Source organism: Streptomyces sp. NPDC018964, assembly GCF_044390325.1.
Classification (GTDB): domain Bacteria; phylum Actinomycetota; class Actinomycetes; order Streptomycetales; family Streptomycetaceae; genus Streptomyces.
Map to the genome: position 1 here is coordinate 18,322 of NZ_JBIRYZ010000022.1, position 17,261 is coordinate 35,582.

Consider the following 17,261-nt stretch of genomic DNA (forward strand, 5'->3'; position numbering starts at 1 on the left):
GCGCTGGCAGTAGGATGATCCGAACCGCGTTCGACCGGGTGCCGTGGTCTTCGATCGGGACCCGTAGCTGAGGAGATGCGTACCGGTGCCTGCCCGTCTTCCTTCGTGGGCCTGGGTGACCGGGCTGACCACGGGGGCCATTGCCGCGGTGGTGGTCCTGGCCGTCCAGGCCGACCAGGGGACGAAGCCCGTCGCCGCCACGACCCGGCCGAGCGCGTCGGCGACGGCGGACGCGAAACCGTCCGCCGAGCCGGAGAAGGAGAAGGAGAAGCCGGCGGCGGTACCGGACGATTCGGGCACCGGCCGCCGGATCGTCTACTCCCTCGACCAGAAGCGGGTCTGGCTGGTCGACGCCAGCGACACCCCCCGCCGCTCCTTCGCGGTCTGGCCGGGCACGGTCACCCCGGACCCCGGCACGTACACGATCGGCAAGCGCACCGAGGCCACCACCGGCAGCGACGGCGTCCCGGTCGAGCACATCATGTACTTCGCCCAGAAGTCCGGTGTCTTCGTCGCCTTCTCCAACGCGGTCGACGGCTCCTCGCCTCCGCCCGCGGACCCGGGCGCGCAGACGGGCGGCATCCGCGTCGGCAAGTCCGACGGCAGGGCCCTGTGGACCTTCGGCGCGGCGGGCACGACGGTCCGGGTCGTCGAGTAGCCGGGCGGACTCAGACCTTCTCGGCCACCACGCGCGGATGCGCGGCGGTGAGCAGGCCGATGTCCTCCACGTCGGACGTCAGGACGGTCACCCTGCCCGGGTGGTGCAGGGCGGTCGCGCAGAGCATGGCGTCGACGGCGTACTTGTGGCCGTGCAGTCCGGCGGCACGCAGCAGGGCGGCGGCGGACTGCGCGAGTGCCTGGGTGACCGGCTCCACGCGCAGCCGCGAGAGCGTCCGGCGCAGCGCGGCATGGTCGATCCTCGGATGGATCACCTCGACCAGGACCGCCGCGGAGGTGATCACCGGCAGATCCGCCTCCCGGGCGGCCGTCAGCCACTCGTGCACCTCACGGTCCCGCTGCACGGCCTTGGCCAGCCCTTCACTGTCCAGGACGAGCGCACCGCTCACGCGGCGGCCCCCGCCCCGGAACCCTCCCCGGTGAGCCGGGCGCGCTTGGCCGCCACGGCGCCCGGGTCCGCGGGCCCGTGGACCTCCTCGAAGGAGGCGATCAACTCGTCCAGCCGATCCCGCTCGATCTGCCGTTGGGCCGCCCGCTCCAGGTACGCCGAGACACCCCGCTTGCCGACCCGTTCACGGATCGCCTGCAGGGTGCCGGCGGTGAGGGTGATGGAGACGCCGTTGCTGGGGCCGTCGCCGGGAGGGAACGCGGTGTCGTCGTCAGCCATGACCCCATTATGGCATCGTGAATGCCATAAGCGGGGTGGCCGGTCATTCCCCGAGCTCGGCGAGGACGCGTGCGGTCGCGCGCCACTCGACGACGGTCCGATGGACATCGGCGTGGGGATCCCGGCCGGGCGCATCGTCCATGGCCCCGAGGAGTTCGGCCGCGAACTCCTCCCGCTCGGCTGCCGAGAGATGCCGGACCCACGGGAAGACCGAGGGGATCACGCGCAGGAGGGCCGCGCGAGCCGCCTCCACGGAGGAGGCGCTCATGGGAAGGGACATGGGGTGAAGGTACTGCGGCCCCTCAGTGGGCGTCGCGCTTTTCGGTGGGGGCCACCGGCAGGTGGTCGACCAGCAGGACCACCCCGCTGAGGACGAACACCCGCAGCGCCGCGTCCAGGCCGTTCCAGTCCTCCGACTGCCACATCGCGAACCACTCGCCGCCGATCGCCATGAAACCGGCGCCGAACAGGAGCATCACCATCAGCAGGCCGTAGGTGGAGACACGGCGGGCGCGCGGGTGGTCGTGGCGGGCCCAGAGCCAGGTGCCGTACACCAGGACCAGCGCGGCGGCCGTCTCCCAGACGATGATCGCGACGTACGCGGCGTCCTGCACGCCCTCGTTCGTGATCGCGCGCCACATCAGGTCCTCGTCCTCGAACGTGGTGTCCATCGCGAGGACGTGCCGGACGAACTCCTGGTTCGTCCCGAAGTCCGTGATGTTGCCGAAGGCGACCAGCGCCATGTAGAGGGCGACGGAGGCGGTGAGGAGCGTGGCGGCGAGGGGCGGCGCGCCGCGTGGGGTCGTGGTGGGCATGTCCTCTTCCTTCCCCGCAACCACCGTTGTCTCCCCTGCCGGTTGAGCGAGAATGGGGTGCGTCGGGTTCCGGGGTGAGGAGACGTTCGCGTGGCGCAGGCACGGTCGTCGATGCAGCAGATCGTCCAGCGGCGCAGACGCGCCGGACTCGTGGCACGCGACGCCGAACGCGAGCTGTTCCGGGCGAACTTCGACACCTCGCCCGAGGAGGAACGGCACCGCTTCCTGTTCCACGTGCACGGCGACTCCGGAGTGGGGAAAACCTTCCTGCTCCGGGAGTTCGAGCAGATCGCCCGGGAACGGGGGGCGCTGACCGCGTACGTCGACGAGAGCGCGGGCAGCGTGCCCGAGGTGCTGGCCGCGGTGTGCCGTCAGGCCGGCGACCAGGGGCACCGTTTCAAGGAGTTGGACAGGCTCCTGACCGCCCACCGCGAACGGCGCCACGAGGCGGAACTCGCCGCCCTCGCCGCACTGGACCCGCGGCCGGACGCCGGCGGCCCGTCGGCGGGCAGCATGGCGCTGGCCCGGGCGGGACTGGCCGGGCTCGGACTGATCCCGGGCGTCGGCGCCTTCGCCGGCGCCGTCGATCCGGGGCAACTCGCCCAGGGCGCCGACCGGTTGCGCTCCGGGCTCGGCGCGCGCTTCCGCAGCCACGAGGACGTGCGGCTGGTCCTCTCCCCGGAGAGCGTCCTCACCCCGGTGCTGACGAGGGAACTCGCCGACGCCGCCGCCTCGGTGCCGTGGATCGTGCTGTTCTTCGACACCTACGAGCGGACCGGCCCCTTCCTCGACGGCTGGCTGCACGACCTGATGACGACCGACCGCCACGGCGTCCTGCCCGCCACCGTGATCGTCGTGACCGCCGGCCAGCACCCCCTCGACACCGCCCGCTGGGGCGGCTTCGCGGATTTCATGACCGCGGTGCCGCTCCAGCCGTTCACCGAGGCGGAGACGCGTGACCTGCTCGCCGGCCGGGGCGTCACGGCGGAACCGGTCGTCGCCGAGGTCCTGCGGCTCACCGGCGGCCTCCCGGTCCTGGTCTCCACCCTCGCCGGGACCCGGCCCGCCGGACCCGACGACGTGCACGACCCGAGCGCGCCGGCGGTCGAACGGTTCCTGAAGTGGGAGCGGGAACCCGCGCGCAGGGCCGCCGCGGTCTGGGGCGCGCTGCCGCGCTGGCTGGACGCGGACGTCTTCCGGGTGGCGGCCGCCTGCCCGGAGGAGCGGTGCGACGAGCTCTACGACTGGCTGGGCGGACTGGCGTTCACCGACGAGCGCGCCGCGCGGCTCCGCTACCACGACGTCGTACGCGCCCCGATGCTGCGGTGGCAGCGCACCCGCTCCCCGCGCGGGTGGGCGGAACGCCACCGGCACCTGGCCGGCACGTTCCGCCGGTGGCGTGAGGAGGGCGAGGTCGGGCGGGACGCCGGTGCGCTCTGGGCGGACGAGGAGTGGCGGGAACTGCGGCTGGCGGAGTCGTACCACCTGCTGTGCGCCCGGGACCCGAGCGCGCCGCGGCTGGTGGTCCGGGACCTGGTCGAGGCCTGCGAGCAGGGTGAGGCCGTGGCCGAGCGGTGGGTGCGGCTGCTGGGCGACGCGGGCCGGGACGCGGACCTGGCGCTGGTGACCGTCTGGTGGCGGGAACTGTCCGAGGCGCTCGGGGAGGGCGGCCCGGGGGCCGTACTGGACCGGATGCTGAGCCATGTGCCCGTACCGCCCGCCGAGGATCCGGTGGGCGGTGCCTCCAGGTTCCGGCAGCGGACGTTGGACGACGCCGACCTGCTGGGCGGCCCGTGGCCGGCCCCCGGGGCCGCCCTGCCCGGGGGGCCGGCCGGAGCCGTCCCGCCCGGAGGGCCGGCCGGGGCCGCGGACGAGGAGGTCCGCGCGGACGACGCCGCGTACGTACGCATCTACGGAGGCGTCAACAACGTAGGCATCTCGCGCGCCGAGCCGCCCGTGCCGGGGACGGGCGAGGTGGACCTCGGTGCCGCGCTCTCCTCCTCCCTGGCGGCCCGGCTGCACCGGGGCAGGGCCGTTTTGGCCGCCGCCCGCGGCAGCTACCCGGCCGCCGTCTCCCACCTGGCGCACGCGGTCCGTCTGGCGCCCCGGGACGCCGGCCTCCTCGCCCTGAGGGGCGAGTACCACCGCGTCCTGCGCCACCACTCGGCGGCGGTGCGGGACCTGCGCGCGGCCCTCGTCCTGGACCCGGGGCACGCCTACGCCTGGGCCTCCCTCGGCGCCACCCGTCTCGCCCTCGGCGCCCCGGCCGCCGCGCTCATCGCACTGGACCGGGCCCTGGAACTCGACCGCGACTACCCCTGGGCGCTGATCCGCCGGGCCCGCGTGTGGCGGGAACTCGGCGAACCCGGACGCCGGCTCGCCGACCTCGACCGGGCCGTCGCCCTGCGGCCCGACTCCCCGTGGGCCCACTGCGAACGCGGCGACGCGCTCCGCGCCGCCGGCCGCGACGAGGAGGCCCTCACCGCCTACGACCACGCGCTCGCCCTCGACCCCGCGTACGCGTCGGCGTACGCGAGCCGGGGCGTGAGCCGCTTCAACCTCGGCCGCCACGCGGAGGCCCTGGCCGACCTGGACCGCGCCCTGGAACTCGACCCCTCCTACGCCTGGGCGCGCACCCAGCGGGAGGTGGTCGTCCGCCACCGCGAGGGCTGAATTCCCCTGTCCGCCCCCTTCCGATCACTCGCTTCACAGGCCTCACACTCCGCATCCCGATTCACCCCCTGAACCGACCGTCCCCGTTCGATTACAGTGCTGGGCGTCGTACGAACGGACGGTGCCTGGGAGGTCGTGGTGGCCGGTACTGCCGGGCCCGTGTGGGGGCGCCGGGAGCAACAGGACTTCCGCAGCCGGGTGCGCGGGACGCTGCTCGGGGTCGCCCTCGGGGACGCGCTGGGCGCGCCCGTGGACGGGGTGACGGCCGAGGGGATACGGCAGGCGCACGGCGCGGAGGGCCTCGCCGACCTCGCCCCCGCCCACGGCCGCCGCGGTGCCGTCACCCACCACACCCAGCTCACCCTCTTCTCCGTGGACGGACTGATCCGCGCCCAGGTGCGGCGCGACACCGGCGCCTGGCACCCGCCGACCGATCTGCACCGGGCGTATCTGCGCTGGGCCACCACCCAGCGGGACTGGGGCCCGGACGAGCGGCGCGAGGAGGACGGGTGGCTGGCGCGCGAGGAGTGGCTGTACGCCCGCCGGGGCCCCGCCCGCGCGCTGCTGCTGGGGCTCGGGGACGAGGTGATGGGGACGCTCGAGGCGCCCAAGAACCCCGCTGCGGCGGGTTCCGAGGCCGCCGCCCGGTCCGCGCCGTTCGGGCTGCTCGTCGGCTGGGAGCCGCAGCTCGTCGCCCAGCTCGCCGTGGAGTGCGCGGCGCAGACCCACGGCCACCCGGTCGCCCGCCTCGCGGCGGGCGCGTACGCCGTGATCGTGCACGCGCTGGTCCGGGGCGAGAGCCTGGACACGGCGGTGCGGCGGGCGCTCGCGCTGCTGGCCGCCCTGCCCGGCCACCAGCCGGTGTCGGAAGCGCTCCAGCACGCGCTGGGTGCCGTACGGCAGGGAATCCCCACCGCGCGGCGGGTCACGGAGCTGGTCGGGAACGCCACCGCCGAGGGGGTGCTCGCCGCCGCCGTGTACTGCGCGCTGGTGGGGGAGGACGTACGGCAGGGGCTGTGCCTGGCCGTGAACCACGACGGTCCCAGCGCCGCCGCCGGGGCGCTGGCCGGCGGGCTGCTCGGGGCGCTGCACGGCGAGACGGCCCTCCCGCCGGCCTGGCTGGCCGAACTGGAGGGCCGTCCCACGATCCTGGAACTCGCCGACGACTTCGCGATGGAGATGACCCAGGGGCCCGCGCTGCACGGGCCCGCGGGGTCTTCACCGGCGTGGCTGGCGCGGTATCCGCGGGGGGCTTGAGCCCGAGCTTTTCCGCCCCCGCCGCCCCTTCCCGTCCCGAACCCGGGGCTCCGCCCCAGACCCCGCTCCTCAAACGCCGGAGGGGCTAAGTTTCAGCCCCTCCGGCGCTTGAGGAGCGGGGGTCCGGGGGCAGCGCCCCCGGGATGGGACGGGTAAGGGCGGCGGGGGCGGAAAACTACGCCTGATCCCGCACCGGCGCAGGAGACGGCACCGCTGCCGCGGCAGCCGAGTCGCCGTCGTCGTCCGTGTTGACGCGCTCGATGATCGCCATCCGCTCCGGAGTGTCCTCCGGCTTCACGTAGCCGATCAGGACGTACAGGACCAGCGAGACCGCCAGCGGGATCGACACCTGGTACTCCAGCGGCACCCCGCCGTCGATCGCCCAGTGGATCGGGTAGTTCACCAGCCAGAACGCCAGCAGGCCCAGCGCCCAGCTGGTGAGCGCAGCCGTCGGGCCGGAGCGGCGGAACGGCCGCAGCAGACCGAGCATCATCGGGATGGCGATCGGGCCCATCAGCCCGGCCACCCACTTGATGACGACCGTGATGATGTCCTTGAAGGTCGGCGAGTTGACCTGCGTCGCCACCGCCATGGACAGGCCGAGGAAGACCACCGTCGTCACGCGGGCCGCGATCAGCCCCGACCGCTCGCCCCACAGCCGCGCCTTCTCCGACAGCACCGGCGCCACGTCACGGGTGAAGACGGCCGCGATGGCGTTGGCGTCGGAGGAGCACATGGCCATCGTGTGGGAGAAGAAGCCGACGATGACCAGGCCCAGCAGGCCGTGCGGCAGCAGCTGTTCGGTCATCAGGGCGTAGGAGTCGGAGCCGTCGGGCTTCTGGGACTCCACCAGCAGCGGTGACATCCACATCGGGAAGAACAGGATCACCGGCCAGACCAGCCACAGCACCGCCGACAGCCGCGCCGAGCGCTCCGCCTCGCGGGCGTTGGGGGTGGCCATGTAGCGCTGGGCCTGGTTGAGCATGCCGCCGTTGTACTCGAACAGCTTGATGAAGAGGAACGCCAGCAGGAAGATCGTGCCGTACGGTCCGACCAGCGGCTCCCCGTGGCCTTGGAGCTCGGGCTCGTCCCACGCCCCGAAGAAGCCGCCGTGATCTCCGAGTTCGATCACCACGGCGACGAACATGGCGATACCGGCCAGGAGTTGGATGATGAACTGGCCGAGTTCGGTCAGCGCGTCCGCCCACAGGCCGCCGATGGTGCAGTAGATCGCCGTGACGACACCGGTGATGAGGATGCCCTGGTTGAGCGAGACGCCGGTGAACACCGACAACAGGGTGGCGATGGCCGCCCACTTCGCGCCCACGTCCACGATCTTCAGCAGCATGCCGGACCAGGCCAGCGCCTGCTGCGTCTTCAGGTCGTAGCGGTTCTTCAGGTACTCCAGCGGGGACGCCACGTGGAGCCGGGAGCGCAGCCGGTTGATCCGCGGGGCGAACAGCTTCGACCCGATGGCGATGCCGAAGGCGATGGGGAACGACCAGGTGACGAAGGACGTGACGCCGTAGGTGTAGGCGATGCCGGCGTAGCCGGTGAACATCACCGCGCTGTACCCCGACATGTGGTGGGAGATGCCGGAGAGCCACCACGGCATCTTGCCGCCGGCCGTGAAGAAGTCGCTGACGTTGTCCACCCGCTTGTGCGACCAGACACCGATGGCGACCATCACGGCGAAGTAGCCGATGAGAACCGCCCAGTCGAGACCGTTCATGTCCCCCCTTCCAGGGTCTTCCTTGTGAACGCCACCCAGCTGGTTGGCACTTCGCCTGGGTGGGGTAGGGACGAGGAAGGCCGCGAAGTGCCCGCTCATCGTGGGCGCGATGGCGCGATCATGACAAGAAAGCGTAAGGTCAAGAGCAGGTAAAAATGTTCGGCTAGCTGACTTGCGTTCATCATCATGAACGAATGGGGAGGGGGCGGAGCCGCCCCCGGGTCAGCGCAGCTCGTCCGGGCAGGGAGTGCCCCGCTCCCCCCACTGGTACGGAGCCGCCAGGCGGTACGTCCCCGGCCGGGGCGCGAGCAGCGTCGTCCACGTGTCACCGTTCGCGTCCTCCTCCGTCTCCCTCAGGCAGCCGTGGACGTTCTCGTACGTCTTCGGCTCGCCCTCCGGACGGTTCTCGGACTCCTCCGTCTCCCGCGGGGGCTCCAGCGCCTCGCCCTCGGCGTCGACGAGGCCCAGCCACGGCGAGTACGGGACCCGGATCAGGATCCGGCCCGCCTTCTCCACCCGCAGCGTCCACTCGCCCTGCTCGGCCCGCTCCACCACCGTGTTCGGCTCCGCCAGCGGGGTCGGCGCCTCCACCGCGAACAGCTGCCAGTTGGCGTCGCCCCAGATCTGCTCCAGATACGGCAGCCCGCGCTGCACCAGCTCCCGCTCCCGCTGGCCGCCGTCACCGTCCGGCTCGTCCTTCGGCAGCACCACGAAGTGCACGCCCCAGCGCTTCAACCACTCGTGGTAGTTCGCCGAGTTGAGGGTGTCGTCGTAGAAGAGCGGGTTGCGCTCCATGTCGGCCTGCCGGTTCCAGCCCCGGGCCAGGTTGACGTACGGGGCGAGGGCGGACGCCTCGCGGTGCGAGCGGGCCGGCACGACCTCCACGCGGCCCCGTCCGGCACCGACCTCCTGGAGTTCGTTCACCAGCGGCGCCAGCTCGCGCGCCCAGGACGCGCGCGGCGTGGTGTGCACGACGTCGTCGACCGTCTTGAAGCCGATCCAGCCGTGGAAGCCGACGCAGGCGACGACGACCGCGTACCAGGTGAGGGACTTCGGCACCGCGAACGGCAGCGCCGCCACCAGCACCACCCCGGCGAACAGCATCGACAGCCGGGTCATGTTCGACCCGATCTGCGAACTGATCAGCCACACCAGCACGATCCCCAGCCCGTACACCGCGGCCGTGATCCGCACGGTCCTCCACTCCGCGGGGACCAGGACGTACACCAGGACCGAGTACACCAGCGGCAGGATCACCGAGCCGATGCCCATCGGCTGGGTCCCCGAGAACGGGAACAGCCACGCCGACACCGCCACCACCGCGCTCGGCGCGAGACCCAGCGCCCACGCCCCCGGCCGGCGCTTCTGCAGGAACAGCGCCACCGCCACCAGACCCACGAACAGGCCCGCGACCGGCGAGGCCATGGTGGCCAGCGCCGCCAGCGGGGCCGCGCACAGGGCCTTCGCCCACCGCTTGTAGCGCCAGCGGTACGGCCAGCAGAAGACGACGGCGACCGCGCCGAGCGCGAACATCGTGCCGAGCCCGTACGTCACCCGCCCCGAGGCCGCGTTGCACAGCAGCGCGAACACGCCCGCGAGCGCGGCCCACAGGGGATTGCGCACGACCCGGCTGCGCATCAGCACCAGCGTCAGCAGCCCCGCCGACACCGTGCCCGCGACCATCATCGTGGTCCGCACACCGAGGACCGACATCAGGTACGGCGACACCACGCTGTACGACACCGGGTGCATGCCGCCGTACCAGGCGAGGTTGTACGCCGAGTCCGGGTGCCGGCCGACGAACTCGGCCCACGCGTCCTGCGCGGCGAGGTCCCCGCCACTGTTGGCGAACGTGAAGAACCAGACGATGTGCAGCAGGCCGGCGAGAGCGGTGACGGACAGCACCGGGTGCCGCAGCATGCGGGCGCGCACGGCGAGGACGGCGGCCACGAGGGCGCCGGGCGGTTGTCCGGGCGGCTGCTCAGGAGACCGCTGCCGCTGATCCCCGGGTACGGGTATTCGCGGGCCGGATCCCGGATCCGGATCGGCGTCGTCGGCGCGTGTCGGCTCCGCTGTGGCCACCTGAAGGCACTCCCCGTATCCCGTCTGCTTGCCCGTTTCGTGACGCTAGCACGCAGTCCGGCGGCCGTCGCCCGGGTGGGCGGCGGCCGCCGGCTCCGTATGGTCCCGGATCAGCCGAGACGCGTCAGCTTGTCCGTGAAGCCGGGCTCCACGAGGTCTTCCTGCAGGGCGACCGGCACCTTGACGGCACCGTTCGTGCCGTCGCCCACGGTGAGCGTGCCCACCTTCGTGCCGGCCCCGGCCGTGTGCGGCAGCTCCTCCGCGGCGAACGTCAGCTTCACCTCGAGGCCCGCCCAGCCGACCGCCTTGACGTCCTCGGTGACGGCGACGGGCGTACGGCCGCCGAGACCGTCGTCCACGTACCCGACGACGGTGCCCTTCTTCAGGATCTCCGTCGAGGTCAGCGCATCCTGGGCGGCGCGCAGCGCGGGCTTGCTGACGTCGTTGACCGTGTCCAGGATCGACGGGCCCTTGTGCTGGCCGAGGATCGCGCCGACGACGGTGATCTCCCGGCCGCCCACCTTCTTGCGGGCGGCGAAGAGCAGGTTGCCGCCGGCCTTGGTGGTGGAGCCGGTCTTGATGCCGATCGCGCCCATCGTGTACGGCAGCTCGTTGTAGTTGCTCCAGTACTGCCCACTCGGGTCCGTCCAGCTGGCCGCGCTGGTGATGGCCACCATGGCGGGGTTCCTCATGGCCGCGATGCCGAGCTTCGTCTGGTCCTCGGCGGTGGAGACGGTGGTCTCCTTCAGCCCCGAGGGGTCGGTGTACGTCGTGTCGGTCATCCCGAGTTCCTTGGCGGTGTCGTTCATCTTCTTGACGAACGCCTCCTCGGAGCCCGCGTCCCAACGCGCCAGCAGACGCGCGATGTTGTTCGCGGAGGGGATCATGACGGCCGACAGCGCCTGCTTCTCGGTGAGGGAGTCACCGGCCTTGACGGTGTTGAGCGTGGACTCGCCGGCCTTGTCGTAGCCGCCCTCCTTCTCCGCCTTCGCGTCGACCTCGATCTTCGGGCCTTCCTCGCCGGGCTTCAGCGGGTGCTCGCGCAGGATGATGTACGCCGTCATGGTCTTGGCGACCGAGCCGATGGCGACCGGCTCCTGCTCACCGAAGTGGTCCATCGTGCCGATGCCGTCGCCGCTCATCCACCCCTGGCCCTCGCCCGGCCAGGGCAGCTTCACCTGGTCGCCGTCGAAGGTGTGGGTGTCCTCCGCGGTGAGCACCAGGGTGGGAGTCGGCAGCGGGCGTACGGCCTGCACGATCGCAAAGACGATCACGAGGAGCACGACCAGCGGCGCCCAGATCTTGACCCGCCGCACGGCCGTCCGCAGCGGGGTCTGCGGCGGCGGCGGGGTGTTGGTCAGCTCGGCCAGCAGGTCCAGCGGCGGCCTGGGCGGCAGCGGCTGCTGGGTGGTCCGCTCGGGGCCGACCTGCGGGAGCGCGGCGGTGGGCGCGGCGGGGGCGGCGGAAGGCTTGCGGCCGCCGAGGTCCTCGTCCCGCTTGAGCGCGACGAACTTGCTGGTCCGCTCGGACTCGGCCTCGGCCTCGGCCGCGGCCCCGCGGCCCGCGCCGCCCAGCTTCAGCATGGTGGTGGGCTGGTCCACGGCCGGCGCGGAGGGCCGCCCGGTGCGGAACACGGCGGTGGGCTGGTCGACGGGGCCCTCGGCCTTCGGCCCGCCGCCCGCGGTGTCGGCCTCGGGGGCGTCATCCGCCGCCGGTCCGTCCCCGGGCTCGTCCTCGTCATCGTCCTCGTCGGTGGAGGCGTCGTCGGCCGGCTTCCCGCCGTCGCCTTCGGACGAGCCCGTCCCGCGGCCCTCCCCGCCCGGGGCGACGTCCTTCGCCGCACCGGCGGCCGGCACGCCCTGCGCGGCGTCCTTGTCGCGGGGCGCGTCTCCCGCGGAGGCGTCGGCCGTGGGTGCGTCCGTGTCCGTCCCGGCGCTCTCGGGCCCCTCCTCGGGGCGGTGCGTGTCGCTGCCCGTGGAGGCGCCGGCCTTGGGCGTGTTCGTGTCCGCCCCGGCGTCAGCGGCGTCCTCAGCCCCGTCCTTGGCGCGGGGCGTGTCGCCTGCGGAGGCGTCGGTCGTGGGTGCGTCCGTGTCCGTTCCGGCCTTCTCGGGCTCCTCCTCGTCGCGGGGCGCCTCGGCCGTGACGGCGGGCGTCCCGCTCCCGGCGCCCTCGGGGCCGCCCTGGCCGTGGGAGGCGTCCGTCGCGTCCTCGGGAGCCTCCGCGGCCTCGTCCTCCGGCTCCGCGGCGGCAGTCGTCCGCCCGGCGATGTCCTCGTCCGAGGCGTCCGCCCGGCCGGGCTCCGGTTCCGTCCCGGACCCGTCCCGGGCACCGGAGCCGCCCGACTCCGGCTCGTTCGTGCCCGACTCCGGCACATCCACGCCCGTACTGACCCCGGAAGTGCCCGTACCGGTCCCGGAGGTGCCCGTACCGGCTCCGGAGGTGCTACCGGCCTCAGAGGCGCCCGTACCGGACCCAGAGGCGTCCTCCGGCCCGCCGGTGGCGTCCTCCGCCCCGTCCTCGTCCGGGTCCGCCGGGCGGACCCATGTGGCCACCGCCTCGCGCAGGCGGCCGGACTCGCCGTCCCCGTCGGCGGGTGCGCCGTCGCGGGTGGACAGCACACGGGTGGCCGTGTCGACGGCCCCGCTGCCCTCGGCGGGCTCGGCCCCGCGGCTCACCGCCAACCGGGGGTCCCGCTTCCCGGGAACCGGGCCCCCGCTCCCCGACGTCGTACCTTCCGACGACTCGCGCTGCTTCGACCTGTCGGGGGACTCGCCCGCCACCGATGCCTCCTCCATGTGCCGCACGCCCCGCGTGCGCCAACCGAACCGTGAACCGCCCGCCCGCGACAGTGCTCCACGACCCTGTCCGAACCGTGTACCAGTGTCCTGTGTGCGGGCTTCCCCCCACGCGGTAGACGAGAACGACATACCTACTGGTTCCACTACGAACCGGTCACGCACCCTCGACAGACCAATGTGAGAGGGGTCACCCTGTCATTCATCCACGCGGGGAGGCATGGATGGGCAGGAGCCGCAGAACACTTCCGGAGGAGCTTCTGTTGCTGGCACTGGACCCGGCCACGGGTACCACTGCACAGCCGCAGTCGCTCGACCTGGGTCTGGCCGGAGCACAGCTAGTGGAGCTGGCGCTGGCCGGACGGATAGCCCCAGACGGGGATCGTATCGCCGTGGTGGTGCCACGGCCGACTGGAGACCCAACACTGGACTGCGCGTTGGAGTTGCTGCGAAGGCGCGGCGCTCCGGTACGGGCGGTCCACTGGATCGGCGGGCCGCGTCTCGGGCTGCGCCAGACCTACCTCTCGCATCTGGAACGGTGCGGCATGGTGCACGCCGTGGCCGGACAGATGTGCGGGGTGCTGCCGACGACTCGCTACCAGGCGACGGACACCGAGATCAGCCGGGAGATCAGAACCCGGCTGGACTCCGCGATCCGCACCGGCGTCCCGCCGGACCCGCGGACCGCGGCGCTCGCCGCGCTGGCGCACGCGGTCGGCCTCGGCAAGCACCTGTACCCGGGGAACGAGGGACGCTCCTCGCGTTCCCGGTTGCGGGACCTGATCCGGCACGACCCGATGGGCGGACTCGTCGCGCACGCCGTGATGGACGTCCAGAACGGCGTGGCGGCCCAGCCGCGCCGCAGCCCCGCTCCGGCAGGCCGGCAGGCCCCCGCCGGCGGCCGGGGCGCACCGGAACCCGCCCGAGGCGTTCCGGCGCAACCGCACCGCGGATCCATGGCACGCGCCGCGGCCCACTGAGCCGTAGGTCCCCCAGGGCCGACGACACGCGACGGCCCGTGGATCCGCGGCCGACGGACCCGGTCACGGGAGCCGCGATCCGAGCGGGGTGGAGAGAACGCACGGGTTCTCCCCACCCCGCTCGGCGCACCCGCGTCCGGTGCCGTCGCGCACCGGCACCCGCCATCGCACCGTGCGGTGGCGGGCACCCGCCGTATATCCACCGTTTCCCAGCGGTGGGAAGCACCTTGGTGGCAGTCTGCTCCCCAGCAGACACGCAAAGTGGCAAGTAATGAGGCACGCAGCCGGAGGTGCACGTCCCGTGGCGTCCAATGTCAATCCCACCGTCAGGCGGCGCCGGCTGGGCCAGGAGCTGCGCCGGCTCCGCGAGGTCAAGGGCATGACCGCCGAGGAGGTGGCGGAACGGCTGCTGGTGTCGCAGTCGAAGATCAGCCGCCTGGAGAACGGCAGGCGCAGCATCAGCCAGCGTGACGTCCGCGATCTGTGCGGGGTCTACGAGGTGGAGGACCAGCGGATCGTCGAGTCGCTGATGCAGATGGCCAAGGACTCGCGCCAGCAGGGCTGGTGGCACGCCTTCGGCGACATCCCGTACAGCGTCTACATCGGCCTGGAGACGGACGCGGAGTCGCTCCGCGTCTACGAACCCCAGATCGTCACCGGTCTGCTGCAGACCCGTGCGTACGCCGAGGCGATCGTCCAGGGCGGTTCGCCGGAGTCGTCCGAGCAGGACAACGACAAGCGGGTCGAGGTCCGGCTGCGCAGGCAGGGCCGGATCACCGCCGAGAAGGACCCGCTGCGGCTGTGGGTGGTGCTGGACGAGGCGGCGCTGCACCGGGTCGTCGGGAGCCGGCAGGTGATGCGGGAACAGCTCGAGCACGTCATGGAGCTGTCCCAGCTGCCGCACATCACCGTGCAGGTGCTGCCGTTCGAGGTCGGCGCGCACGCCGGCATCAACGGCCAGTACTCGATCCTGGAGTTCGCCGACACGGCCGACTCCAGCGTCGTCTACATCGAGGGCGTCACCAGCGACCTGTACCTGGAGAAGCCGCACGACGTGCAGAAGTACACGGTGATGTACGAGCACCTGCGGGCACAGTCGCTGAACGTGGACCAGTCCCGGCAGCTCGTCGAGCGCCTCGCGAAGGACTACGCGCGCTGAACACCGGCCGGGAGGCGGCGGGATGGTACACCGCTGGCATACCAGGTTGGAAGTCTCGGCTGGTATATGCCACCCGGTCGAGTGAACGAATGCTCCGAGGGAAGATGCAGGCGAGTAGCGTCGATCACGCCAACCACCCGTGAGGGTTGGCAAAATCCGTTCTGCGGGTCCACGCCGGAACGCGCAGGCCGGTGACAGCAACTCAGCATCTGGCTACGGAGCGAACATGGCAATTCGTCTGGGCGCCACGGAAACGTGGACGACGTCCTCCTACACCAACAACAACGGCGCGTGCGTGATGGTCCGGTCGACCACCGGGGTGGCGCTGGAACTCGGGGACACCAAGGTTCCCGAGGGTCCGAAGCTGGCCTTCCCCGCGGACGCGTGGAGCGCCTTCGTGGCCTCGGTCAAGGGCTGACCGGTCCGGCGACCGCCCACCGGGCGACGCCGGACCGGTACGAGCACCACCGACAGGGCCCTCTCGACAGCTCGCCGTCCTGGCCGAGAGGGCTCGGCCCACACCCTCTCGGTCAGGCGGCAGCGGCCCGTCGACGTCAGCCCCTCGGCCTTCGGCTCCGCCCGTCGTTCTCCGCGGAGCGGTCAGCCGATCGCCTTCTCCACCGCCGCCACGACCTCCTCCGACTCCGGCTCGGTCTGCGGCGAGAACCGGGCGACGACCTCGCCGTCCCGCCCGATCAGGAACTTCTCGAAGTTCCAGCGGATGTCCCCGCTGTGCCCCTCCGCGTCGGCGAACCCGGTCAGCCGCTCGTACAGGGCGTGCCGCCCCTCCCCGTTGACCTCGACCTTCTCGGTCATCGGGAAGGTCACGCCGTACGTCGCCGAGCAGAACTCGGCGATCTCCTCCGCGCTGCCCGGCTCCTGACCGAGGAACTGGTTGCAGGGCACGCCGAGCACGGTGAAGCCCCGCTCCGCGTACCGCTCGTGCAGCCGCTCCAGACCGGCGTACTGCGGGGTCAGCCCACACTTGGAGGCCACGTTCACCACGAGCACGGCCCGCCCCGCGTACTGGGCGAGCGAGGCGGAGCCGCCGTTCAGCGCGCCGATCTCGACGTCGAGGGGAGAGGTGCCGTTGTTCTCTGCAGTCGTCATGAGCGCGAGCCTAGCCCCACGGCGTGCGGCGCACCGGCCGTCGCGCCGGCCGGCGGTCAGGGCTTGCGGCCCACGGCGCCGTAGGCGTCCACGGGTGCCGCGCCGTCGCCGTCGCCGTCCCCGTCCGGCCGCCACTGGGGCACCCGTACGACACCCGGCTCCACCAGCTCCAGCCCGTCGAAGAACCCGGCGACCTCCTCGACGCTCCGCACGTGGTACGGCACGGCACCGCTGGAGTTGTACGCCTCGGACGCGGCGATCATGCCCTCGCTGGTGGCCGTACTGTCGCTGATCACCAGGTGACTGCCCGGGGGGAGCCCCGCCATGAGCCGGCGCACCAGGTCACGGGCCTGCTCGTAGTCGGCCACGTGGCCGAGCGTGTTGAGGATCACCAGGGCGACCGGCCGGGACAGGTCGAGCGTGTCGGAGGCGGCCCGCAGCACGGCCTCGGGATCGTACAGATCGGCGTCGAGGTACGCGGTCCTCCCCTCGGGCGCGCTGGTGAGCAGGGCGTTCGCGTGGGCGAGGACGATCGGGTCGTTGTCGACGTATACGATCCGGGAGTCCGGGGCGACGCGCTGGGCCACCTCGTGCGTGTTGTCGGCGGTCGGCAGCCCCGTGCCCACGTCCAGGAACTGCCGTACGCCCTGCTCACCGGCGAGGTACCGGACGGCACGCCCCAGAAACCGCCGGCTGGTGTGCGCCACGTCGACCAGCCCGGGGAAGATCCCCTTGATCTGGTCCCCTATCTCCCGGTCGACCTTGTAGTGGTCCTTCCCGCCGACGAAGTAGTTCCAGAACCGCGCCGAGTGCGGCGTGGTCGTGTCGATCCGGGCACGTGCCGCGAAACCGGAACTGTCCTGGGCGATGTCCTCGGACACGGGCGATCCTCCTGGGAACGGTCGATGGCCAGTCGCCCTCAACCTAGGCCAACCGGCCATCACACGCCGGGAGTTGAGGAACCCGACGGCACCGCGCCGCCACGGCCTCCCGTTCCTCCTCCAGGGTGGCCCAGGACGGCCCAGGATGAACCGCGCACCCTCGTCCACGGGACCGAACTCGCACCGGGCCCGACCCGCACCGAGAAGCAGCAGGTCACCCTCACCGTCGGGTGCCCATGCTCTCCGCGGGGACGACGACCTCCGTGCCCCTGCGCACCCACCGCCCGCGCCTGGTCCTCCTCCGGGAACCGGCCCGCGAGTCGGCCCGGCCGGCCCCGTTCGACGTCGCCTTCCGGCGCCCGGGCCGACACGCGCGGTGCGGGTGGGCACCCGGTGCCCACCCGCACGTACGGACTCCTCCCGCGGGGGCCG

15 protein-coding genes are annotated in these 17,261 nt (G+C 72.5%); 6 read left to right on the forward strand and 9 right to left on the reverse strand.

The genetic code is table 11. The features are described from left to right. The first annotated feature begins 85 nt into the window (after nucleotides 1-85). Nucleotides 86-658 (forward strand): L,D-transpeptidase, encoded by a 573-nt coding sequence (locus ACH5AO_RS28470; RefSeq protein WP_398929531.1) that lies wholly within the window; start codon nucleotides 86-88, stop codon nucleotides 656-658. Nucleotides 659-668: 10 nt separating this feature from the next. On the opposite strand, the gene ACH5AO_RS28475 is transcribed toward ACH5AO_RS28470, so the two are convergent. From ACH5AO_RS28475 to ACH5AO_RS28490, 4 genes are read right to left on the reverse strand one after another with little or no spacing between them, the layout of a single operon-like run. Beyond that, the gene (locus ACH5AO_RS28475; RefSeq protein ID WP_398929533.1) at nucleotides 669-1,067 is read right to left on the reverse strand and encodes a PIN domain-containing protein; all 399 of its coding nucleotides are present in this window, start codon (nucleotides 1,065-1,067) and stop codon (nucleotides 669-671) included. Beyond that, nucleotides 1,064-1,345 carry a hypothetical protein gene (locus ACH5AO_RS28480; protein ID WP_398929535.1) on the reverse strand — a complete coding sequence of 94 codons (282 nt, stop codon included), beginning with the start codon at nucleotides 1,343-1,345 and terminating at the stop codon, nucleotides 1,064-1,066. The genes ACH5AO_RS28475 and ACH5AO_RS28480 overlap by 4 nt, the downstream gene beginning before the upstream one ends. Nucleotides 1,346-1,388: 43 nt before the next feature. Beyond that, nucleotides 1,389-1,625, reverse strand: a complete 237-nt coding sequence (locus tag ACH5AO_RS28485) for a hypothetical protein (protein WP_398929537.1) — start codon at nucleotides 1,623-1,625, stop codon at nucleotides 1,389-1,391. Between the two features lie 22 nt (nucleotides 1,626-1,647). Continuing rightward, a complete protein-coding gene (locus tag ACH5AO_RS28490) occupies nucleotides 1,648-2,160 on the reverse strand; it encodes a DUF2165 domain-containing protein (protein ID WP_398929539.1) in 513 nt (170 codons plus the stop codon). A 90-nt stretch (nucleotides 2,161-2,250) separates the two neighbouring features. On the opposite strand from ACH5AO_RS28490, the gene ACH5AO_RS28495 reads away from it, so the two are divergent. Beyond that, nucleotides 2,251-4,833 carry a tetratricopeptide repeat protein gene (locus ACH5AO_RS28495; protein ID WP_398929541.1) on the forward strand — a complete coding sequence of 861 codons (2,583 nt, stop codon included), beginning with the start codon at nucleotides 2,251-2,253 and terminating at the stop codon, nucleotides 4,831-4,833. Between the two features lie 138 nt (nucleotides 4,834-4,971). After that, nucleotides 4,972-6,090: an ADP-ribosylglycohydrolase family protein gene (locus ACH5AO_RS28500; protein WP_398929543.1), complete on the forward strand. Its 1,119-nt coding sequence runs from the start codon at nucleotides 4,972-4,974 to the stop codon at nucleotides 6,088-6,090. A 175-nt stretch (nucleotides 6,091-6,265) separates the two neighbouring features. Here the strand turns inward: ACH5AO_RS28500 and ACH5AO_RS28505 are convergent, their stop codons facing one another. The 3 genes from ACH5AO_RS28505 to ACH5AO_RS28515 form a co-directional block, all read right to left on the reverse strand. Continuing rightward, nucleotides 6,266-7,822 (reverse strand): sodium:solute symporter family protein, encoded by a 1,557-nt coding sequence (locus ACH5AO_RS28505; protein ID WP_398929545.1) that lies wholly within the window; start codon nucleotides 7,820-7,822, stop codon nucleotides 6,266-6,268. A gap of 222 nt (nucleotides 7,823-8,044) precedes the next feature. Next, nucleotides 8,045-9,904: an MFS transporter gene (locus ACH5AO_RS28510; RefSeq protein WP_398929547.1), complete on the reverse strand. Its 1,860-nt coding sequence runs from the start codon at nucleotides 9,902-9,904 to the stop codon at nucleotides 8,045-8,047. A gap of 110 nt (nucleotides 9,905-10,014) precedes the next feature. Continuing rightward, nucleotides 10,015-12,699 (reverse strand): D-alanyl-D-alanine carboxypeptidase, encoded by a 2,685-nt coding sequence (locus ACH5AO_RS28515; protein WP_398929549.1) that lies wholly within the window; start codon nucleotides 12,697-12,699, stop codon nucleotides 10,015-10,017. Between the two features lie 224 nt (nucleotides 12,700-12,923). On the opposite strand from ACH5AO_RS28515, the gene ACH5AO_RS28520 reads away from it, so the two are divergent. The 3 genes from ACH5AO_RS28520 (at nucleotide 12,924) to ACH5AO_RS28530 (ending at nucleotide 15,256) form a co-directional block, all read left to right on the forward strand. Continuing rightward, complete coding sequence (locus tag ACH5AO_RS28520) at nucleotides 12,924-13,679, forward strand: GPP34 family phosphoprotein (protein ID WP_398929551.1); 756 nt, start codon at nucleotides 12,924-12,926, stop codon at nucleotides 13,677-13,679. Between the two features lie 301 nt (nucleotides 13,680-13,980). Further along, complete coding sequence (locus tag ACH5AO_RS28525; protein ID WP_398929553.1) at nucleotides 13,981-14,838, forward strand: helix-turn-helix domain-containing protein; 858 nt, start codon at nucleotides 13,981-13,983, stop codon at nucleotides 14,836-14,838. A 226-nt stretch (nucleotides 14,839-15,064) separates the two neighbouring features. After that, a complete protein-coding gene (locus ACH5AO_RS28530; RefSeq protein ID WP_398929555.1) occupies nucleotides 15,065-15,256 on the forward strand; it encodes a DUF397 domain-containing protein in 192 nt (63 codons plus the stop codon). A gap of 182 nt (nucleotides 15,257-15,438) precedes the next feature. Here the strand turns inward: ACH5AO_RS28530 and ACH5AO_RS28535 are convergent, their stop codons facing one another. Further along, nucleotides 15,439-15,948 (reverse strand): glutathione peroxidase, encoded by a 510-nt coding sequence (locus ACH5AO_RS28535; RefSeq protein ID WP_398929557.1) that lies wholly within the window; start codon nucleotides 15,946-15,948, stop codon nucleotides 15,439-15,441. Nucleotides 15,949-16,004: 56 nt separating this feature from the next. Further along, nucleotides 16,005-16,829 carry an SAM-dependent methyltransferase gene (locus tag ACH5AO_RS28540; protein WP_398929559.1) on the reverse strand — a complete coding sequence of 275 codons (825 nt, stop codon included), beginning with the start codon at nucleotides 16,827-16,829 and terminating at the stop codon, nucleotides 16,005-16,007. Nucleotides 16,830-17,261: the final 432 nt, after the last annotated feature.